Source organism: Halomonas sp. BN3-1, from assembly GCF_003056325.1.
Taxonomy (GTDB): Bacteria; Pseudomonadota; Gammaproteobacteria; order Pseudomonadales; family Halomonadaceae; genus Halomonas; species Halomonas litopenaei.
This window is the reverse complement of sequence record NZ_PYVV01000013.1, coordinates 53,158-74,569: the sequence shown is the minus strand read 5'-3', so window position 1 is coordinate 74,569 and position 21,412 is coordinate 53,158. Positions and strand designations below refer to the sequence as shown.

Below are 21,412 nucleotides of genomic sequence, written 5' to 3'. Positions count from 1 at the left end.
ATGATGGGAGTTCCGCATGCACACCAAGTCCCCTTTTCTCCGTACCATGCCCCCGCGCAACATGACTCCTGCGGCTCTCGGCGCTGCCGCCTCGGCCCGGCGCTTCGGCCCACGCCCGCTGGTGGCGGCGGTCGCTCTGGCGCTGCTGGGCGCCGCTGGCTCGGCCCAGGCGGCAACCTGGAAGATGGCGCTGGGCGACGCCGCCGGTGGCACCCAGCACGAGATGGGACAGACCTTCGCCAAGTTGATCGAGGAAAAGTCCGGCGGCGACGTCAGCGTGGACCTGTTTCCCAACGGCCAGCTGGGCAGTGAGCAGGACACCGTCAACAACGCCAGCATGGGCCTGCTCGACCTGTCGGTACTGGCGATCAACAACATCACGCCGTTCTCGCCCACGGTCGGGGTGATGACGCTGCCCTACGTGATTCAGAGTCCCGAGGACGCCCGCACCCTGACCCAGGGCGAGATCGGCCAGGAGATGGTCGACAACACCATCCGTGACGCCGGCGTGCGGATACTGGGCTGGGCCTACTCCGGCTGTCGCCGTCTGACCAACTCGGCGAGGCCGGTGGCGAGCCCCGAGGATCTGGATGGCCTGGTCATCCGGGTGCCCAAGAACGAGATCATGATCTCCGCTTACCAGTCCTGGGGCGTCAACCCCAACCCGCTGGCCTGGTCGGAGACCTTTACCGCCCTGCAGCAGGGCGTCGTCGACGGCCAGGACAACCCCTACATCACCATCGACGCGATGAAGTTCTACGAGGTCCAGGATCACGTCACCGACAGCTGTTATGTGTTCTCCATGGAGCCGTTGATCATGGGTGAAGGCATGTTCCAGAGCCTGTCCGAGGAGCAGCAGCAGTGGGTACTGGAGGCCGCTCAGGAGGCCACCGATCACAGCTACGAGTATCTACTGGCCCAGGAAGACGCGATCAAGACCCGGCTGGTGGAAGAGCACGGCATGGAGATCACCGAGCCCGCCGACGGCGAGCAGGCGTGGATCGAACAGGCCACCGCCATCTGGCCCGACTTCTACGACAGCATCGGCGGCAAGGCCAAGCTCGACGAGGCGCTCGCCGCGCTGGGACGTGAGCCAGCTCCCTGATCTGTCACGACATCGCTATCGTCTTGAACCCTCCCGGCGCCTGACTCCAGGCGCCAAGAATCATGGCACCGCCGGACGTCTGCCATTGGACGCCAGGTGGTGCCTGCTCAGAGGTCGTCGTGATGAATCGTCTATGGAAGCTCGTGGACAACCTCGAGAACTGGCTGTGCCAGCTGTTGCTGGTGACCTTCGTGGCGCTGCTGTTTGCCCAGATCATGCTGCGCAACCTGTTCAGCTATTCGCTGCCCTGGGCCGATGAGCTGGCTACCTACGCCTTCGTCTGGTTCGCCTACCTGGGGGCGGTCTACGCCGCCAAGAAGTCGGCCCATAACCGTGTCACCTTCCAGTTCCGTTTCTTCCCGCGCTGGGTGGAGCTGGCCTGCGGTGCGCTGACCGACCTGATCTGGATCGGCTTCAACCTGGTCTTCATCTGGCTCAGTTACGACTTCGTGTTCAACAAGATGAATACCTTCTGGAAGTCCCAGACCCTGGGCATCCCGATGAAGGTGTTCTACCTGATCCTGCCGCTGGCCTTTGTGCTGATGACCCTGCGCATCCTGCAGAACAACTACCTGCGCTTCGTCAAGCATCGCGAGCCCGTCGATCCCGAGGCCGAGGCCATCGCCGAGCCCAAGTCCTCGACGCTGTCGTCATCCAACGAGAAGGGAGACTGACCCATGGAGACGACCATCATCTACGTGCTGTTCGGCGTATTCTTTCTGCTGCTGGTGCTGGGCGCGCCGATCACGGTGTCGCTGGGGGTGGCCGCGCTTGCCACCTATCTGTCGCTGGGGGAGAACCCCATGGCCTTCGTGCAGATCGCCTTCACCTCGGTGGGGTCCTTTCCGCTGATGGCGCTGCCGGCCTTTATCCTCGCCGGGGCCTTGATGGAAGCCGCCGGCATCTCGCGACGCCTGGTGGATATCGCCGAGGCCTTCGCCGGGCCGGTGACCGGCGGTCTCGCCGCCGCCACGGTGTTCGCCTGCATGTTCTTCGGCGCGATTTCAGGCTCAGGGCCCGCCACCACCGCGGCGGTGGGCATGCTGATGATCCCGGCCATGGCCAACCGCGGCTATGATCGCGGCTATGGCTCTGCCATCACGGCGTCCTCCGGTGGCCTCGGCGTGGTGATACCGCCGTCCATTCCCATGGTCATCTTTGGTATCTCGGGGATGGGGCTGCAGCCACCGGCGGAGGCCGTGGCCGCTCACGGCGCCTTCCAGACGCTGTCGATTCCGAAGCTGTTCATCGCCGGCATCCTGCCCGGCATGGTGATCGCTGGCTGCCTGTTGACCGTCAACTACATCATCTCGCGCCGGCGCGGCTACAGCGGGCTGAGCGACAGCTGGTCCTGGGACACCATCGCCAGGAGTCTGAAGCGTGGCGTGTGGTCGATCCTGGCGCCGCTGATCATCCTCGGCGGTATCTACAGCGGTCTGTTCACGCCCACCGAGTCGGCCATCGTGGCCATCGCCTACACCCTGATCGTCGGCATCTTCCTGCACCGCGAGCTCAAGTGGAAGCCTACGCTCAAGACTCTGGAGACCACCACCTGGATCACCGGACGGGTGCTGTTGATCCTGTTCACCGCCACGGTATTCGGCCGCTTGCTGGTCGAACAGCGGGTGCCGGCGGTGATCGCCGAGGGCATGCTGGGACTGACCGATAACCTGTACTTGATCTGGGCCATGGTTATCGCATTTCTGCTTTTTGTCGGCATGTTCATGGAAACCCTGGCGGCTATCATGATCCTGACGCCGGTATTGCTGCCGATCATGTACATGCTGGGCATGGACCCGGTGCACGTCGGTATCGTCGTCGTCTGTGCCCTGGCCATCGGTTTCCAGACGCCGCCCCTGGGGGAGAACCTGTTCGTGGCCTCGGGCATCGGCGGCGCCTCCATCGAGGAGATATCGGTCAAGGCGCTGCCGTTTGCCGCAAGCTCGGTGTTCGCGCTGTTCGTTATTGCATACTTTCCGGAAATATCGCTGTGGCTACCCCGTATGCTGGGGTATTGATTGCGCACCATCAGCGCACCGAAAAAAAGGCCGGGTGTCTCCGCATGTCGCGGCGACCCGGCCTCTCGCCAAGGAGTCACGCCATGCCTGTTTCGATCTCGCGTCTTCTCTGTTGCCTGGGGCTGAAGGACGATTGCCGCCAGGTGCTTGCCCACACCCTGACGCTGGCCCAGGCCACCGGGGCCGAGGTTCACGTGCTGCACGCGGTCAAGTCGCTGTCCGACGACGTCATGCATACCCTCAAGGCCAACATCGGTGAACGTGCCACCCTGGATGACCTGATGGAGCAGCGCCTGCGTCTGGCGCGTGAACGTCTCGACGAATTTGTTGAATCGTTCTGGAAAGAAAACGAAAGTTGCCTTCCTGGGCGTGAGATCGTTACCGCCAAGTCGGTGCTGGAGGGTTACCCGGCGTCGGAGATCACCCGCTATGCGGTGCGCCATGACTGCGGCATGATCATTGTAGCCACCAACAAGCGCGGCTTCGCCTCGTCCTATGCAGGCCGGGTGACCAAGGGCGTGATCAAGCGTGCCAGTGTGCCGGTGGTGGTGGTGCCACCGATGTAGCCACGAAGAACGTCAGTCTGGCTGGCCGAGCGTGTCCTGACCCGATCGGTCAGTCAGCGTACCTTGGCAATGCGTTCGTGCGTTCGTGCGTTCATGCGTTCGTATGCTCAGTGGTCGAAGGTATCCTGCAGCTGCCCTGCGATACGCCGCATCAAGGGTGCCCACTCCATCAGCGAGTCGATGCTGTGGCGCAGCCGGGGCGCGTGGATCGCCAGCGTCGCCTGGATGCGCCCGGTCTGGTCGTACACCGGCACGGCGATGGCCACCATGCCCTGGATGAACTCCTCGTCGTCGGTGCTCAGCTCCTTTTCGGCGATGTCCGCCAGGCGTCGCTCCAGGTCATCTGCCTCGGTGGCGGTGTAGGGGGTATAGGCCTCCAGCGGCAGGTGCTTGAGCAGCTGGCGGCGTTGGGCCGGCCCCATCAGCGCCAGAAACATCTTGCCGCTGGCGGTGCAGTGCAGCGGAAGACGCGAGCCCGGCGGCAGCTGTATGCGTACCGGCCAGTTGGTCTCCACCCGTTCGTAGTAGAGCACCTCGTGACCTTCCAGCAGGGTCAGGTTGCAGGTTTCGTTGACCTCTTCGGCCAGGCGCTTGAGCAGCATACGGCGCGGCGCCTTGAGGCTCTCGTTGGCGAGCACGCCCATGGCCATGCGGTGCAGTCGTTCGCCGGGAAGTAGATGCCGTCCTTCCACGTCGCGCACGATCAGATCCTGCTCCTCGAGTTGCTTGAGCAGGCGATGCAGGGTGGGCTTGGGAATGTCGAGCTGACGCTCCAGGTCCGAGGCGCTGACGCCGTGGATCGAGGTGGCGATGGTTTCCAGCAGTACCAAGCCTCGTTGCAGCGTCGAATTGGTCGTGGTCCGAGTGCTTGCTGTAGACATACGCGATCCTTGACGACGGAAAATGGTGGCAGGCACTCATGATAACGCGGCAAGCCCGGTGAGGCTTGCCGCGTGCTCCTGCTTGCCTGCCGGTGTTACAGGTTCACCAGCATCAGTGACAGCGCCGGCCACATCGAGATGGCGATCCAGCAACTGATCAGCGCGATGAAGTAGGGGATGACGAACTTCACCAGGCGCAGGTAGGGGATCCCGGTGATGCTCGAGGCCACGTAGAGGTTGAGGCCGAAGGGCGGGGTGACGAAGCCGATGGCGGCGCCGACCAGGAAGATCACCGCGAAGTGGATCGGGTCGACCCCGGCGTTCTGGGCGATGGGCGCAAGGATCGGTGCCAGGATGATGGTCACCGGCAGGCTCTCGAGGATCATCCCGGCCAGCAGGATCATCAGCATGCAGGCCCCCAGGATCACGTAGTAGTTGCCCAGACCGCTGAGCAGGTCCTGCAGCGCCTGGCCCGCGCCGAGCACCGACAGCAGTTGCTGCATCACCACCGAGATCGCGATCAACGGCGCCAGCATGCCGGCGATCTGGCCCGAGCGCAGCATGATCGAGGGCAGCGCGGTGAAGCGAATCTCGCGGGTGATCAGTAGCCCCGCAATCAGGGTGAAGCCCACGGTGATGGCGGCGGCCTCGGTGGGCGAGAACTTGCCCGAATAGATGCCGTAGATCACCACCCCGATGGTGGCGAAGCCGAGATAGGCGCGCCTGGCGAAGCGCGCGCTTTCACCGGCCTTGAACGGAATCAGGGTGCCCCAGCCGTGACGTCGCGCCACCAGGTGACAGGCCGCCATCATGCCGAACACCATCATCGCCCCGGGGATCATGCCGGCGATGAACAGGTCGCTGATCGACAGGTTCATCATGAAGCCGTAGACGATAAAGATGATCGACGGCGGGATGATGATGCCGACGGTACCGCCGGAGGCGGCGGTGGCGGCGGAAAAGCGCTCGTCGTAGCCGTTCTTGACCATCTCCGGCTGCATGATCGAGCCGATGGTGGCGGTGGTGCCGGCGTTGGATCCGGAGATCGCCGCGAACAGGCCGCAGGCGCCGAGGGTGGCCATGCCCATGCCGCCACGCAGCCAGCCCAGCACCGAGTAGGCGAAGTCGGACAGTCGCTTGGCGATGCCGGCGGCGTTGATCAAGTCGCCGGTCAGGATGAACAGCGGCAGGGCCAGCAGGCCGAAGAAGCTCAGGCCCTGGAACAGGGTGACCCCGATATTGGCCAGGGTGAAGTCGATGATCAGGCTGGTGCCGACCACCCACAGGCCGATCACCAGGAAGATCGGTACCCCCAGCAGAAAGATGGTGGTGCAGCCCGCGGTGACCAGGCCGATAAGCATGCCGTCGGTCATGACGTCTCTCCTAGTCCATGATGGACGGTTGCAGGTTGAACGGCTCGCGGCGCCGGAAGCGTGCGATGTCGCTGGCCAGGTTCTGCAGTACCCGGAAGATGATCAGCGCCCAGGCCAGCGGCGTGGCCAGGTAGAACCACCACTGCATCACGTTGTCGGTGCCCGGCACGATGGCGAAGTTCATGTGCGCCAGTTCCACCTGGGCGATGGTGAAGTGGATGACCAGGGCGCCGAAGCCGATCCACAGCACGGCGTCGAGTACCTGGCAGGCGAACTGACCGGCGTAGGGCAGGCGCATGCGAATCTCGTTGAGCGACAGGTGGGTACGCTGCTTGACGTTGAGCGAGGCGCCGAACCAGGTCAGCCACAGGAACAGCAGCACCGGAATGCTGGTGCTCCAGGGCGCCTGCAGGCTGAAGAAGAAGCGGCGGATGACCTCGACGAAGATGATGCCCGCCATGCCGCTGTAGGAGACCAGGATGATCACCTTCTCAAGATTGGCGTCGAGCCACTTGAGTGGCGAGAGCCAGGCGGGAGTCGGCCGATCGGCGACGTCGTTCGACGTCGCCTGGGCCGCGGTGGCCTTGTGATCGGTCATTACGCCCTCCACCAGCGCTTCGGCGCCACGTTGACCGCCGCCATCTCACGCGGGATCTCCCGGGCGATGGTGTGGATTTCCTTGTAGATGTCGACGTCGCCGGCCCAGGCATTGAGCCGCTCGCGCCACTGCTCCCAGGGCTCTGGGTTGAACTCGGGGGCGCACAGCTGCTCGGCCTGGGCACGGATCTCGTCGGATAGCGGGGCCACCCGCACGTTGTTCTCGGCGAACACGGTGCCGGCGGCGGGGTGTTCGGTGGCTCCGACGATCTGGTAGCGGCCGGCCTCGTTCATGCCCTGGGTGAAGATCTGGGCGGCGTAGGCCGACTCCATCACCTGATCCTGCAGCTCGGCATCCAGCGCCTCGAACTTCGACAGGTTCATGGCGGTGTGCTCGGTACCGGCGAAGAAGCGCAGGTCGACCGCCTGGGACACCACCGGCGCCATGCCGGCGTAAGCCACCGCGCTCATCCAGGTCTCGGCGCCGTCCAGCAGGCCCTGACGCAGGCCGTCCAGGGTCTCTTCCCAGGCCACCGGGACCGGGTTGAGGCCAAGCTGTTCCATGGCGATGCGGCCAAGCTGGGTGCCGGTGACGCGGTTCTTGGTGCCCTGCAGCACCTCGAGGCTGTCTACTAGCGGCTTGTCGGCCCAGCTCTGGCCCATCATCAGCCCGCGCAGGTCGCAGTGGGTGAACAGGAACTGCAGGTTGTGGCGCTGGCGCATCGGCTCGCGCAGCAGGGCCTCGCTGCGAGGGTCGTAGAAGAAGTGAAACATCGAGGCGACGCTCGGGAACATGTAGGCGAAGTCCAGCACGTTCAGGTAGGGCGCGCCGCCGGCGGAATTCTGGGTCGAGGCCGAGAAGATGTCGACGATGCCCTGCTGGGCCTTGCTGACGCAATCGAGCTGGTTGCAGACCTCGTTGGAGCCCATGAACTCGACGCGGATGGCGCCGTTGGTGCGCTCCTCGACGTCACGGGCGAAGAACAGCTGCCCGGACTTCTGGATATCGAGATTGCGCTCGTTGAAGCCCGAGGCGCCAAAGCGCAGCTGGAACTTGGGTTCGGTCTGATAGCGGCGTTGCTGCTCGGCGTCGGCGGCTCGGGCCAGGCTCGAAGCGGTGAGGCCAGCGCCCAGACCACTGGCGGCCAGCAGCGTGGAGGTCATGCCGAAGCGACCCGAGATATTCAGGAAGTCGCGGCGCGACACGTCTGATGAGAAGAGGCGTGAACTCATGGAAGGCTCCCAGTCTTGTGTTTGGTGTAGGGATGCAGGGGAGTGCCGGGGCGTTCGCGCTTGGCGATCGTCGCCTGGCACCGGGCCCGATAAAGGGCCTTGACCACACCTTAGAAGTCTCTCGGGAATAGATCAATAAAAATGATTTTTTTTGTCTCAATATTGATCTTTTGAGAAAACTGTCTAGCATAAATTGAGACAAAACGTCTCGATTGAGTGAGCGACATGACAACCACAACACCACCGCCAGAGGCTTTCGACTACATCATCGTGGGGGCGGGCTCCGCCGGCTGCGTGCTGGCCAACCGCCTGAGCGAGGACCCCGAGGTGTCGGTACTGCTGCTCGAGGCCGGCGGGTCCGACTGGAATCCGTGGATCCACGTGCCCGTGGGCTACTTCAAGACCATGCACAATCCGGCCACCGACTGGTGCTACCTCACCGATCCCGACGAGGGCATCGACGGTCGCCGGCTGCAGTGGCCCAGAGGCAAGGTGCTGGGAGGGTCAAGCTCGCTCAATGGGCTTCTGTACATTCGCGGTCAGCGCGAGGACTACGACGATTGGGCGCAGCTGGGCAACGACGGCTGGGACTACGACTCGGTGCTGCCCTACTTCAAGAAGTCGGAGTGCCAGGAGCGGGGCGCCGATGACTACCACGGCGCCGACGGGCCCTTGAAGGTCTCGGATCTGCGCCTGCGCCGCGAGATCGCCGAACGCTTCATCGAGGCGGCCAAGGCCTCGGGGATTCCCGAGAACCGCGACGTCAACGGGGCCAGGCAAGAAGGCGTGGGCTACTTCCAGCAGACCTCCTACAAGGGCTTTCGCTGCTCGACCGCCAAGGCGTTTCTGCGTCCGGCGCTCAAGCGCCCCAATCTCACCCTGGTCAAGCGAGCCCACTGTCAGCGGCTGCTGCTGGAGGGCAAGCGCGTGGTCGGGGTCGAGTACCGCCAGGGGCAGAGCACCCATCGGGCAAGCGCCAGGCTCGAGGTGCTGCTGTCCAGCGGCGCCATCGGCTCGCCGCAGATCCTGCAGTGCTCCGGCATCGGGGACCCCGACCACCTGGCCGAGGTCGGCGTCGACTGCCGTCATGCACTACCAGGCGTCGGCGAGAACCTGCAGGACCATCTGCAGATCCGGCTGGTGTTCAAGACCTCCTGTCGCACCCTCAACGACGAGGTGCGTCATCCGCTGAGAAAGCTGGCGGTAGGCACCCAGTACGCCCTGACCCGCACCGGACCGCTGACCCTGGCGGCCAGTCAGGTGTGCATCTTCACCCAGTCGCGGGAGGGCCTGGATCGCCCGGATATCCAGTTCCATATGCAGCCGCTGTCGGCGGACAAGCCGGCCGAAGGGGTGCATCCGTTCTCGGCCTTCACCTCCTCGGTGTGCCAGTTGCGTCCGACCAGCCGGGGGCGTATTCGCATCACCAGCGCCGACCCCGCCGTCTATCCCTCGATCCAGCCCAACTACCTGAGCACCGAAGAAGACTGTCGCGTGGCGGTGGACGCCATCAAGGTGGCGCGACGCATCGCCGAGCAGGCACCGCTTGCCGAGGTGATCACCGATGAATACGTGCCGGGGCGGGAGTATCAGAGCGACGAGCAATTGCTCGAGGCCGCCCGGCGCTACAGTCAGACCATCTACCACCCGGCGGGCACCTGCAAGATGGGCCACGACGACCTGGCGGTGGTCGATGACCGACTGCGGGTGCACGGCCTCGAAGGACTGAGGGTGGTGGACGCCTCGATCATGCCGATCATCGTCTCGGGCAACACCAACGCCCCGACCATCATGATCGCCGAACGCGCGGCGGACATGATCAAGGCCGATCGCCGTGCCCAGGCGCGCGTCGCCTGACGTGCAGCGCTGGAACCTCGACAGCGGATCGATGCCATCGGGGCCTGGCCTTACTCGAGGCCGCGCTCTGGCCCTAACGTCGCGGTAGCGGGCTGGGCCAGGATCAAATCAATAGCGCGTCATCGGCTGACCCGCTGAGCGCGACCCCTGATACGCGAACAACGAATAAACGAGAGGACGCCCATGTCCCAGCCAACGACACACGCCAAGCCCGAGACGCCCGTGACCGGGTGGCGTCGCCATCTGGAGCCCGCCCGGGAGCGCATGCCGGGGGTGCTGATCTGCATCACCATTGCCCTGGCCACCACCTTTATCGCCGATCACTACGGTGGCCCGACCCTGCTCTACGCACTGCTGTTCGGCATGACCCTGCACTTTCTCAGCGAGCAGGGCCCTTGCCTGGTGGGGGTGGAGTTTGCCGCCCGCACCATCCTCAGGCTGGGTGTTGCCCTGCTGGGTGTACGCATCACCCTGGAGCAGGTGGCGGAACTCGGGATCGGCCCGGTGGTGACGGTGGTCGCCGGGGTGGTGCTGACCATTCTGGCGGGAAGCGTGCTGGCGCGACTGCTGGGGCTGAAAAATGACCTGGGGCTGCTGACCGGCGGGTCGGTGGCGATCTGCGGCGCCTCGGCGGCGCTGGCACTGTCTGCGGCGATGCCGCGCAACGAGATCGCCGAGCGCAATACCATCCTGACCGTGGTCGGGGTGACGACGCTGTCCACCGCCGCCATGGTGCTCTACCCGCTGCTGGTCGGCGCGCTGGAACTGACCGACACCCAGGCCGGCATCTTTCTTGGTGGCACCATCCATGACGTTGCCCAGGTGGTCGGTGCCGGCTACATGATTTCCGACGAGACCGGCGACATCTCTACCTTCGTCAAGCTGTTGCGGGTCGCCATGCTGGTGCCGGCGGTGATGGTGTTCATGCTGCTGTTTCGCCGCGCCCGTGGCGGTGAAGGCGGCAAGGTGCCGATGTTCCCGAGCTTCCTGGTGGCCTTCGTGGCGCTGGTGCTGATCAACAGTCTTGGCGTGATCCCCCAGGTGATGGTCGAGGGCATGACCGACCTGTCGCGCTGGTGCCTGGTCACCGCCATCGCCGCACTCGGTATCAAGACCTCCTTCCAGAAGCTCGCCGTGGTCGGCTGGAAGCCCGTCATCCTGATGGTCGCCGAGACCGTCTTCCTGCTTGGGCTGGTGCTGGTGTGCCTGTATACCGGCATCGCCGAGTGGTAGCGAGCGGTCCCGGGCGAGTTAGAAAGCAACGCAAAGCCCACACAAACACCGAGGCCCCGGTTCTCCGGGGCCTCGGCGTTTCTCACGGTCTGTGGCGCTGTTCTGGTCGTTACTGACCGGCCTGGATCGCGGTCAGCGCAATCGTATAGACGATGTCCTCGACCAGGGCGCCCCGGGACAGGTCGTTGACCGGCTTGTTGAGGCCCTGAAGCATGGGGCCGATGCTGACTACCCGAGCGCTGCGCTGGACCGCCTTGTAGGTGGTGTTGCCGGTATTCAGATCCGGGAACACGAACACCGTGGCGCGGCCGGCCACCGGTGACTCCGGTGCCTTCTGCCGGGCCACGCTGGCGATGGCCGCAGCGTCATACTGCAGCGGGCCATCGATGGCCAGGTGCGGGGCCCGTTCCCTGGCGATGCGGGTGGCCTCGCGGACCTTGTCGACGTCGGCGCCGCTGCCGGACTCGCCGGTGGAGTAGCTGATCATGGCGACCCGCGGCTCGATGCCGAAGGCCTCGGCGCTGGTGGCGCTCTGCAGGGCGATCTCGGCCAGCGCCTCGGCGTCGGGGTCGGGGTTGACCGCGCAGTCACCGTAGACCACCACCTGGTCGGGCAGCAGCATGAAGAACACCGACGACACCTGGCCGTAGCCGGGGGCGGTCTTGATCAGCTGAAAGGCCGGGCGCACGGTGTTGGCGGTGGTGTGCACGGCGCCGGAGACCAGGCCATCCACCTCGCCTTCGGCGAGCATCATGGTACCCAGCACCACGCAGTCATGAAGCTGGGCCTCGGCGGTCAGTGGGGTCAGCTTGCCACGTCGGCGCTCGACCATGGGCGCGATAAAGCGGCCACGCTCGGCGTCCGGGTCGAGGATCTGCAGATCGTCGGGCAGCTCCAGACCTCGCGCCTTGGCCACCTCCAGGATGGCGCGACGCTTGCCCAGCAGCACGCAGTTGGCGATACCGCGACGCTGGCACAGGATGGCCGCTTCCAGGGTGCGCGGCTCGTCGCCTTCGGGCAGCACGATACGCCGACGCTTGTGCTGGGCCATGCTGACCAGTTGATGGCGGAAGGCTGCCGGTGACAGGCGGCGCTGGGCGTCGTCGTGAATTAGTGCCAGCAGCCAGTCACGATCCAGGTGATCGGCGACGAAGGCGCAGATGGCCTCGGCGCGCTCGTGATCATCGACCGGAATGCCGCCGGACATCTCGGTGAGCCGGGCCACGGTGGCGTAGCTGTCGGTGTCCACCGAGAGGACCGGTAGCCCCGAGGCCAGCGCCGGGCGACAGACGTCGATCAGCTGCTGGCTGGGTGACTCGCCGTGGGTCAGCAAGAGACCTGCCAGGGGCACGCCATTCATGGTGGCCAGGGCCGCCGCCAGCAGGGTGTCGTCGCGGTCCCCGGGGGACACGATCAGCTCGCCGGGACGCTGGGCGTAGAGCAGGTGCTCGGCGCTGCGGGCCCCCAGCGTCGAGTGGGCGACGCGGCGGCGATCGGCCTCGCCGTGGTGCAGGATCCTGGCATCGAGGGCGCGGGCCACGTCTACCACTCGCGGTGCGGTCAGGGAGGCCCGGTAGGGCACCGCCGCGACCACCGGCAGGGTCAGATCGGCGCCGCTGGCGAGCTGCTGCTGCCAGTGCTGGCGGTGGGCGCGGGCCTCGACCTCGCTGACCGAGGCCAGGGTCTGGTCGATGGCCGAGCCGTCGCCGTCCCCCGGCAGTCGCATCAGCACGGCACCCAGGGTACGCACCGAACCCACCGCGTCGATGCTCTGGCGATGGAACTGCAACTGCTTGGCCAGCTCCTGGGGATCGGCGATCTGGCCATCGGCGACCAGTACCACCTGAGCGTCGAGGGCACTGGCCAGGCGCACGTTGAGGTCGAAGGCGTAGGCGTTTCGCGGCAGTGGACGAACGCCCTCCACCACGATCAGCGCCGGTGCCTTGCCGGTGGCAGGGCGGGCGACGCGGGCGTGGCGCTCCACGGCGAGTTCCAGCAGACCATCGCGATCGTCGCGGCCGAGATACTGCTCCAGTGTCTGGCGCGAGATCGGACGCGGCGAACCTATGCCAAGGGTGCTGGCCACCAGTGAGCGGGCGCGTTCGTCGTTGTCACTTGCCTGCTCGCCACCTTCGGACTGGCTGAAGGGCTGCAGAAAACCCGCGTCCAGCCCCAGCGTATCCAGCGCACGAAGCAGGCCGAGGCCGGCGGAGGTGAGGGCGACGCCGTCGTCGATGGGGATCAGCAGCAGCGTGCGGGACTGGGTGCTCACAGAACCTCCTCGAGCGTTGGCGTGGACGTCAGGCTCGCGATCAATTCCCGGGTCTGGCTGGCGATATAGCCTTCTTCGTCGGTGGGGATGACGCGGATCTCCGGCGCCGAGCTGGCGCCTCGGTCGTGGATCTGGCCTTCCTCGCCACGCCCGAGGCTCTCGTTGGCGTCAGCATCCAGGCGCACACCGAGGGACTCCAGGTGGCCCAGGGTCCGGGCGCGCACCATGGCAGAGTTTTCGCCGATGCCGCCGGTGAAGGCGATGCCGTCGATCCGGGGCAAGGCACAGGCCAGGCCCGCCAGGGACTTGGCCAGGCGGTAGCAGAAGACTTCGATGGCCAGGCTCGCGCCGGCGTGACCTTCACTGGCGGCCTGTTCGAGCTCACGCATGTCATTGGTCAGCTCGGACAGCCCCAGCAGTCCGCTCTTCTGGTTGAGCAACTGATCGATGCCCTCCAGCGACATGCCCAGCTGGCGCGCCAGGTGCAGGTGCAGGCCGGGGTCGACGTCGCCGCTGCGGGTACCCATCACCAGGCCCTCCAGCGGGGTCATGCCCATGCTGGTGTCCAGGCTTCTGCCGGCCCACACCGCGGTGGCGGAGCAGCCATTGCCCAGGTGAGCGATCAGCCAGCCGTCTTCACCACGGGCGCTGACTTCTGTCAGGCGGCCGGTCACGTAGGCATGGCTCGAGCCGTGGAAGCCGTAGCGACGGATGCCGTGTCGGCTGTAGAGCTCTTCGGGGATGGCGTAGCGGTAGGCGTGGGGCGGCAGGGTCTGGTGGAACGCGGTATCGAACACCGCCACCTGAGGCAGATCCTCGAACAGCCGGCGCGTGGCGACGATACCGTCGAGGTTGGCCGGATTGTGCAAGGGAGCCAGGCTGATGGTCTGGCGAATGGTGCGCACCACGGCGTCGTCGAGCAGGGTAGCGGCGGTGAAGCGCTCGCCGCCGTGTACCACCCGGTGGCCGATACCGATGGGCCGGTGGACTTCAAGGTGCTCGAGGATGGTCTTGAGCGCCAGGGCGTGGGTCGCACGGGGAAGCGAGACCTCGCGGGTGCTGCCGTGTTCGTCTACAAGCTTGAGGCGAGCCTCGTGGCTACCCAGGCGCTCGGCGATACCGGACAGTCGGGGAGCGTCGGGGGCCTGATCGATCAGCGCGAACTTGATCGAAGAGGAGCCGCAGTTGATCACCAGAATCGGGGCTTTCATGCCATCTCCAGAAAAGACGCCTTGGTGAGGCGAGAATGCGTGGGATGGCGGCGAATCTAGCACCGCCCCGGGGCGCGAATAACTGGCCTGGGGAGGTAGTCGAACGGCTTTGCTGGTGGATCCGACGAAGCCGTGATGAGCGTCAAGTGCATGAATCTTCGGGTTAGACTTTTGTCTAACTTTGTGCGGCAGAACTGGAACCGGGCGTACAAGACGTGCATCCCCGAGCAGTCGAACGCTGCCCGGGGATGCGCCGGGGAGTGGCTTGTCTCAGACCTCCTTGTTCAGACCTCCTTGTAGAGCTCCGCACCCTGTTCACGGAAGACCCGGGCGCGCTCCTCCATGCCGGCCATGACGGCGTCGCCGTCACCCTCCAGGCCGTTGTCGCGGGCGTAGTCGCGGACCTCCTGGCTGATCTTCATGGAACAGAACTTGGGGCCGCACATGGAGCAGAAGTGGGCCACCTTGGCGGAGTCCTTGGGCAGCGTCTCGTCGTGATAGGCGCGGGCGGTGTCGGGGTCCAGGCCCAGGTTGAACTGGTCCTCCCAGCGGAACTCGAAACGCGCCTTGGACAGGGCGTTGTCGCGGCGCTGGGCGCCGGGATGCCCCTTGGCCAGGTCGGCGGCGTGGGCGGCAATCTTGTAGGTGATGATGCCGGTCTTGACGTCGTCCTTGTCGGGCAGGCCCAGGTGCTCCTTGGGGGTGACGTAGCACAGCATGGCGCAGCCGTACCAGCCGATCATCGCCGCTCCGATGCCCGAGGTGATGTGGTCGTAGCCCGGGGCGATATCGGTCACCAGTGGCCCAAGGGTATAGAAGGGCGCCTCGTCGCAGTACTCGAGCTGCTTGTCCATGTTCTCCTTGACCAGGTGCATGGGCACGTGGCCGGGGCCTTCGATCATCACCTGGACGTCGTGCTTCCAGGAGATATGGGTCAGCTCACCCAGGGTCTTGAGCTCCGCCATCTGGGCCTCGTCGTTGGCGTCGGCCACCGAGCCCGGGCGCAGGCCATCGCCCAGCGAGAAGGCCACGTCGTACTGCTTGCAGATCTCGCAGATTTCCTCGAAGTGGGTGTAGAGGAAGCTTTCCTGGTGATGGTAAAGGCACCACTTGGCCATGATCGAGCCACCGCGGGAGACGATGCCGGTGACCCGGTTGGCGGTCAGCGGCACGTAGCGCAGCAGCACGCCTGCGTGGATGGTGAAGTAGTCCACGCCCTGTTCGGCCTGCTCGATCAGGGTGTCGCGGAACACCTCCCAGGTGAGGTCCTCGGCCACGCCCTTGACCTTCTCCAGCGCCTGATAGAGCGGCACCGTGCCGATCGGTACCGGCGAGTTGCGGATGATCCACTCGCGGGTTTCGTGGATGTTCTGGCCAGTGGACAGATCCATGATGGTATCGGCGCCCCAGCGGATGCCCCAGGTCATCTTCTCGACCTCTTGCTCGATGGAGGAGGTCACCGCCGAGTTGCCCAGATTGCCATTGATCTTCACCAGGAAGTTGCGCCCGATGATCATCGGCTCGGCTTCCGGGTGGTTGATGTTGGCGGGGATGATGGCGCGCCCGGCGGCGACTTCCTGGCGCACGAACTCGGGGGTGATCTCCTCTGGCAGACGGGCGCCGAAGCCCTGCCCGGGGTGCTGGTGGCCGAGGATGCGCTCGACTTCGTCGCTGCCTCGATAGCCATCGGCCAGGGCCTGTCGACGCTGGTTCTCACGGATGGCGATGAACTCCATCTCCGGGGTGATGATGCCGCGCCGGGCATAGTGCAGCTGGGTCACATTGCCGGCGCGGCCATCGGCGCCACGACGTGCGCGGCGCGGCGTTCGGGTCAATTCGAAACGCAGCGGGGCGAGTGTCGGGTCGTTGGCACGCCGGCGACCGTAGTCCGAGGTCGGTCCATCGAGCCATTCGGTGTCGTCGCGCTCCTCGATCCAGGGCCGGCGCAACTCGGCAAGCCCGCGACGCAGGTCGACCTCGACCTGGGGATCGGTGTAGGGGCCGGAGGTATCGTAGACCAGCAGCGGCGGGTTGGCTTCGTCGGCCCCGGAGGTGCGGGTCGCTGACAGCGAAATCTCGCGAAACGGCACCCGCAGGTCGTCGCGGGAGCCCTTTACATAGACCTTGCGCGAACCCGGCAGGGGCGTAACCGCGGCCTGGTCGACCTGGGCGGTCTCGGCCAGGAAGTGCGCACTATGGCGGGGTTTGTTTGAGGAAACGGGTTGATCGAGCGGCATTGGCTTGTCCTTCTCACGGCACTGGGTGCTGTCGTTGTTGTGGGCATCGCGTGAGGAAGGAGGGAGCGTCGTGGCCTGGGCCTTGAGCGCTTGATCCCTACGCTGGTCCTCACCGCGATGCCATGGCATCGGGGTTACCCCCAGATCAGGTTCAACGGGTCCCATGCGCTGCATGATCTCAGCCGCCTCTGGCGGCCCCCCGTCAAGCGTGGTGCTGATTGTGTTAGTCGCTTAGATCGAGCCCCATCTGCCAGAAGTCGATCTCGAGTCGTGTTGCGTCGGCGAAGATCCGTGACAGTCGCGCAAAGCGCTCGCCGGATACCTGGCCAAGCTGATCATCGAGCCAGGCCTGCTCCTGGCGTGCGGCGGCCTGGAAGTCGTCGCTTTCGTACATGGCGATCCAGGCGTCGAAGGGGTTGTCGGCACCGCGCAGGGTGTCCGAACGGGCGTTGAGGTTTCGTGCGATATCGGCGTAGCCGACCATGCAGGGGGCCAGCGCCACGTGCAGGTCCAAGAGGTCGCCGCGGCTGCCGGCGTCCAGCACGTAGCGGGTATAGGCCAGGGTGGCGCGGGCTTCGGGCAGCTCGGCGAGTTCGGCCTCGCCGATGCCCCAGTCGCGGCAGAAGGCGAGATGCAGGCCGAGTTCCACGTCGAGGATGGTCTTCATGCCGTCGAAGGCGCCGCGCAGCTCGTCGAGGCTGTGGCTCTTGTAGGCCGCCAGGGCGTAGGCCCGGGAGAACTGCAGCAGAAACAGATAGTCCTGCTTCAGATAGTGACGGAAGCTGGCGTCGGCCAGTTCACCACGGCCAAGGGCGAGCACGAAGTCGTGTTCGATGTAGGCGTGCCAGTCATCGCGGCAGGCGTCGACAAGATCGGTAAAGCGGTAGCCCATGTTGCCTCCGGTTGGTGCGGGTCCGGAGAGCGGCGGCCAAGGACACGGCGACGAGAAAGGAGGGAGGTGCGCGCGCAGGGGCTGGCACCACCGCCTGATTCCCTACGCCGGTTCAAGGTGTGAAGCCACACCGCACCCGGATCAGGTTCCACGGGATCGGCGCTGGCGGCCGGTGATTCGTCACCCTGGCCCTGCGCCATCTCAGCCGGATTCACCGGCACCCCGTCAAGCGAGTCTGGATCGAGTCTAGCACGGCTTGCCGGGGTGTCCACCAGGGTGAAAGCGGGGTGGATCCGGCTCAGTCGATGGACTTCTCGCCGGAGACCTCCGGCGCCGATTCCGTGCCGTGCTCGCGAAAGGACTGCACCGGCATCTCGCGGGGGATTTCCCGTGGCGGCTCGGCCGGGGTCGCCGGCGGCGGCGGTGCCTTGGCGATGCGAAGCTCGCCTACCACCGCCGGGGGGTGGGTCTCGCTCGGGACCAGCAACAGGCCGGCGCGCCTCAGGGCCCGGCCGATGCTCAGGCTGGAGCTCCAGCGGACCAGCGGGGCGGCCATCACCAGGCCGAGCCACACCGGCGTCAGCCAGATGAAGAAGCTCGGGGTGAAGGCCCAGGTCACCAGCGCCCACAAGGCGCCGATCAGTGACCATAGCCAGGTGTGGCGAAAGGCTTCCTTCCAGGGCAGGGCGCGGCCCTCGCGGGACTGTGGATCCCAGGCCACGGTGCGGCCGCTCAGTACCTGAATCACGAAACGGCTGTGGAACACCATCATCAAGGGCGCGATGAGCATGGCAAACAGCGTCTCCAGCAGCATGCTGGCGACGAGCCGGGCCCGTCCGCCATAGGCCTGCGGGTTCTGGATCAGCCCCAGCACCAGCCCCAGTACCTTGGGCATCAGCAGCATGCCCAGGGTGCCGATCAGCAGCGGCATGATCAGGTTGGGTGGGGCGATCGGCCAGTCGGGAAACAGCTGCGAACTCGAGGTGAAGAAGTTGGTCGGCACCAGCGCCCGGATCAGGGCGTCGATGGTGCTGATCACCAGGATCGCCAGCCACACCAGCGACGACAGGTAGGCGAGGGCACCGAAGAAGAAGTGCAGACGGCTGAGCACGTGCAGTCCGCGCCCGCCAAGCAGGCGCATATGCTGCAGATTGCCCTGGACCCAGCGCCGGTCGCGTTTGGCGTAGTCGAGGATATGACTCGGCATCTCTTCGAAGCTGCCGCCCAGGTCGGTGCGCATGCGCACCTGCCAGCCGGCACGGCGCAGCAGCGCCGCCTCGACGAAGTCGTGGCTCAGGATATCGCCACCCAGCGGTGGCTTGCCGGGCAGCTCCGGCAGGCCACAGGCATCGGTGAAGGCGTCCACGCGAATGATGGCGTTGTGGCCGAAGTAGTTGGCCGCGGTGGCGTGCCAGAAGCTCAGACCGCTGGCCAGCATCGGCGAGTAGAGTGCAGCAGCGAACTGGTTGGCGCGGCCAAACAGGCTGTCCTGGCGCACTGGAATCGGCACCGTCTGCAACAGGCCAAGGCGCGGGTTGGCCATCATCTCGTCGATCAGCTCGATGACGGTCGTGCCGCTCATCAGGCTGTCGGCGTCGATCACCAGCATGTAGTCGTAGTGGCTGCCCCAGCGGGTGCAGAAGTCGCCCAGATTGCCTGCCTTGCGCCCGACGTTACTGTCACGGTGGCGGTAGTGCAGTTGGCAGTGGCCTTCCAGGCGCTTCTGGAGCTCGGCCATGGCGGCCTTTTCCTCGGCCACCACCTCGTCGTCGGTGCTGTCGCTGAGCACGAAGGCTTCCACCTCGATGCCTTGCGGCAGGTCATCCAGATCCTTGCAGGTGGTCTCGAGTCCGGCGGCGACTCGCAGCACGTCCTCGTTGTGGATCGGCATCACCAGGGCGGTGCGGGAGTGGGAGCCTTCGGGCCGCATGGGATAGGAATGGCGCGGCTTCAGGCTCAGCGGGTCACGCCCGGTCAGGTTGAGCACGAAGCCGATCAGCGCGCTCCAGAAGGCCATGGTGATCCAGCCGAAGGTGATCGCGAACAGGCCGATGATCGCCATCTCGAGCGGACTGATGCCCTCCACGTAGAGGATCCTGAACATGGTCCAGACCCCCAGCGCCGTGGTGGCGGCAATGGCCAGGCCGACGCCAAGACGTCGCAGGCGTGGCCAGGGTACCTCGGGAGTATGGGCGTTCATCAGGGGCTCCAGATGCTGTTCCAGGTTTCGCTCAGGCGCTCGCCACGAAGCATGAGAGTCAGGCGGATATCAGCGGGCTGGTCGCCATCGGGCAGCAGCGTGAAGCTGGCGCGCCAGGTGTCGTCGTCGGGCAGCGGTGTGACCTTGGCCTCGGCGGTCTCGCCGCTGGAGGTGGTCAGGGTCATCTCGACCGGTTGGCTGGCATCGAGTCCCTCGAGCTCACCGCCGCGGAAGTCGATGATGAACTGGCGCAGGCGCTCGTCGGGGGGATCGCTCTGTCCCGGCACACCGCCCCAGCCCTGGCGCGAACGCACCACACGAGCCAGCGGCTCGGCCGTGGGGGTGTCGCCGAAGGTCCAGGTACGATAGCGATAGGTGCGGGAGTCGCCGGCCATCAGCGGGGTGGCGGGCACCCAGTAGGCGGTGATGTTGTCGTGGGCCTCGCTGTCGGTGGGGATCTCCACCAGCTCGACGTGGCCTTCACCCCACTCGCCCTGGGGTTCGACCCACTGACTGGGGCGACGCTCGTAGCGGGCCTCCATGTCCAGGTAGGCGTTGAAGTGCTGGGGCCGCTGGACCAGGCCATAGCCCTTGGGCGAGGTGTCCTGCAGCCCGGAGATCTGGAGGCTTTCGGGGTTTTCCAGCACGCGCCATGTCCACTCGCCGGTGCTGGTGGCCATCAGCAGGCCGCTGGAGTCATGTACCCGGATGCGGTAGTCGTCCTCCTGGCGGCGATCCATCTCGCCATGCAGGAACATGCTGGTCAGCGGTGCGACGCCGAGCTTCTCGACGTCTTCCCTGGCAAACAGGCGTGCCTCGGTGTCGACCTGGGTGCGCTTGCCCGGGGCGATGTCGAAGCGGTAGGCGCCGGCCAGAGACGGGCTGTCCAGCAGCGCCAGCACCGTCATGTGGGTATCGCCGGGCTGCGGCTTGACCAGCCAGTATTCGCGAAAGGCGGGAAACTCCTCGCCCTGGGGCAGGGCGGTGTCGATGGCCAGGCCACGGGCCGACAGGCCGTAGCCCTGGTCGCGGCCGACCAGGCGGAAGTAGGACGCGCCCAGAAATACCGCGAACTCATCCTTGTAGTCGGCGCGGTTGAGCGGGTAGTGGAGGCGAAAGCCGGCATAGCCGAGCCCACTCAGGTCGAGCTCGGCGAGGTCGGCGGCATCGTCGTCGTAGCGAAAGCGCTCAGGCTCGAAGGGCAGCGAGCGTACCTCGCCATCCTCCAGCAGGTGGATATCCACCGGCTGGTCATACAGAAAGCCTGGGTGGAAGAGCTCCACCTCGAAATCGCCATCATCCTTCCACAGTGCCCGCTCATCGCGGTAGCGAATCTGTCGGTAGCGATCGTAGTCCATCTCGGTGAGGGCCTCGGGCAGCTCGGCCGACGCCTCTTCATAGGGGGACGCGGCCAGTTCCTTGGCCCGGTTCGTGACCTGTTCGAACAGCGCGCCGGTCTCGACGGCCATGGCCGGCGTCGTCAATGCGGCGCTGGTGATGACGCCGACGAAGGCGAGCGCCAGGTTGCGCGAGCCAGGTCGCCGCCGTGCAAGGGTGTGTCGTGCTCGAGATATTGCCGTGTCCAAGTGCGCTCTCCTTGCGAGCGGACGAACGCCCGGTGGCTCGGGTTCGCCCGCTGGGGGTGTAGGGGATCCTTCTGCCGTTCACATCGATGGCATGTTCTATGCGACTTTCTATGCCACTTTCTATGCCACTTTCTATGCCAGATCGAGCCAG

The 21,412-nt window shown here is 65.6% G+C and carries 16 protein-coding genes and 2 riboswitches; of the genes, 6 read left to right on the top strand and 10 right to left on the bottom strand.

What is annotated here, in order from left to right; all coding sequences use genetic code 11:
• Positions 1-16: 16 nt before the first annotated feature.
• From C9F12_RS17175 to C9F12_RS17160, 4 genes are all read left to right on the top strand, one after another.
• Positions 17-1,105: a TRAP transporter substrate-binding protein gene (locus C9F12_RS17175; RefSeq protein ID WP_240184288.1), complete on the top strand. Its 1,089-nt coding sequence runs from the start codon at positions 17-19 to the stop codon at positions 1,103-1,105.
• A 122-nt stretch (positions 1,106-1,227) separates the two neighbouring features.
• Positions 1,228-1,779: a TRAP transporter small permease gene (locus C9F12_RS17170; RefSeq protein WP_108449669.1), complete on the top strand. Its 552-nt coding sequence runs from the start codon at positions 1,228-1,230 to the stop codon at positions 1,777-1,779.
• A 3-nt stretch (positions 1,780-1,782) separates the two neighbouring features.
• Entirely contained in the window at positions 1,783-3,123 is a 1,341-nt protein-coding gene (locus C9F12_RS17165; protein WP_108449668.1) for a TRAP transporter large permease, read from the top strand.
• Positions 3,124-3,206: 83 nt separating this feature from the next.
• Positions 3,207-3,689, top strand: coding sequence for a universal stress protein (locus C9F12_RS17160; RefSeq protein WP_162816514.1), 483 nt, complete (start codon positions 3,207-3,209; stop codon positions 3,687-3,689).
• Between the two features lie 107 nt (positions 3,690-3,796).
• Here C9F12_RS17160 and C9F12_RS17155 read toward each other — a convergent pair whose 3' ends face one another.
• The 4 genes from C9F12_RS17155 to dctP all read right to left on the bottom strand — a co-directional run bounded on the left by C9F12_RS17155 (position 3,797) and on the right by dctP (position 7,773).
• Positions 3,797-4,570: an IclR family transcriptional regulator gene (locus C9F12_RS17155; RefSeq protein ID WP_108449666.1), complete on the bottom strand. Its 774-nt coding sequence runs from the start codon at positions 4,568-4,570 to the stop codon at positions 3,797-3,799.
• A 95-nt stretch (positions 4,571-4,665) separates the two neighbouring features.
• Positions 4,666-5,943 carry a TRAP transporter large permease gene (locus C9F12_RS17150; protein WP_045991950.1) on the bottom strand — a complete coding sequence of 426 codons (1,278 nt, stop codon included), beginning with the start codon at positions 5,941-5,943 and terminating at the stop codon, positions 4,666-4,668.
• A 10-nt stretch (positions 5,944-5,953) separates the two neighbouring features.
• On the bottom strand, positions 5,954-6,541 hold the full coding sequence (locus tag C9F12_RS17145) for a TRAP transporter small permease (protein ID WP_108131568.1): 588 nt from the start codon (positions 6,539-6,541) through the stop codon (positions 5,954-5,956).
• Entirely contained in the window at positions 6,541-7,773 is a 1,233-nt protein-coding gene (dctP, locus tag C9F12_RS17140) for a TRAP transporter substrate-binding protein DctP (RefSeq protein ID WP_197037057.1), read from the bottom strand. The genes C9F12_RS17145 and dctP overlap by 1 nt, the downstream gene beginning before the upstream one ends.
• A 225-nt stretch (positions 7,774-7,998) precedes the next feature.
• Between dctP and C9F12_RS17135 the strand changes: the two genes are divergently transcribed.
• Both C9F12_RS17135 and C9F12_RS17130 read left to right on the top strand, forming a co-directional pair.
• A complete protein-coding gene (locus tag C9F12_RS17135) occupies positions 7,999-9,630 on the top strand; it encodes a choline dehydrogenase (RefSeq protein WP_045991951.1) in 1,632 nt (543 codons plus the stop codon).
• Between the two features lie 183 nt (positions 9,631-9,813).
• A complete protein-coding gene (locus C9F12_RS17130) occupies positions 9,814-10,863 on the top strand; it encodes a putative sulfate exporter family transporter (RefSeq protein WP_083970279.1) in 1,050 nt (349 codons plus the stop codon).
• Between the two features lie 109 nt (positions 10,864-10,972).
• Here the strand turns inward: C9F12_RS17130 and pta are convergent, their stop codons facing one another.
• The 6 genes from pta to C9F12_RS17100 form a co-directional block, all read right to left on the bottom strand.
• Complete coding sequence (gene pta / locus C9F12_RS17125; protein ID WP_108449665.1) at positions 10,973-13,135, bottom strand: phosphate acetyltransferase; 2,163 nt, start codon at positions 13,133-13,135, stop codon at positions 10,973-10,975.
• Positions 13,132-14,346, bottom strand: coding sequence for an acetate kinase (locus C9F12_RS17120; protein ID WP_108449664.1), 1,215 nt, complete (start codon positions 14,344-14,346; stop codon positions 13,132-13,134). Before C9F12_RS17120 ends, pta begins: the two co-directional genes overlap by 4 nt.
• Positions 14,347-14,630: 284 nt before the next feature.
• A complete protein-coding gene (gene thiC, locus C9F12_RS17115; protein WP_108449663.1) occupies positions 14,631-16,583 on the bottom strand; it encodes a phosphomethylpyrimidine synthase ThiC in 1,953 nt (650 codons plus the stop codon).
• Between the two features lie 77 nt (positions 16,584-16,660).
• A riboswitch (TPP riboswitch) is annotated at positions 16,661-16,795 on the bottom strand.
• Positions 16,796-16,806: 11 nt separating this feature from the next.
• Positions 16,807-17,475 (bottom strand): thiaminase II, encoded by a 669-nt coding sequence (tenA, locus tag C9F12_RS17110; RefSeq protein ID WP_108449662.1) that lies wholly within the window; start codon positions 17,473-17,475, stop codon positions 16,807-16,809.
• An 81-nt stretch (positions 17,476-17,556) separates the two neighbouring features.
• Positions 17,557-17,710: riboswitch (TPP riboswitch) on the bottom strand.
• A 63-nt stretch (positions 17,711-17,773) separates the two neighbouring features.
• Positions 17,774-19,675, bottom strand: coding sequence for a glucans biosynthesis glucosyltransferase MdoH (mdoH, locus tag C9F12_RS17105; RefSeq protein WP_108449661.1), 1,902 nt, complete (start codon positions 19,673-19,675; stop codon positions 17,774-17,776).
• Positions 19,675-21,261, bottom strand: a complete 1,587-nt coding sequence (locus C9F12_RS17100; RefSeq protein WP_240184287.1) for a glucan biosynthesis protein — start codon at positions 21,259-21,261, stop codon at positions 19,675-19,677. The genes mdoH and C9F12_RS17100 overlap by 1 nt, the downstream gene beginning before the upstream one ends.
• Positions 21,262-21,412: the final 151 nt, after the last annotated feature.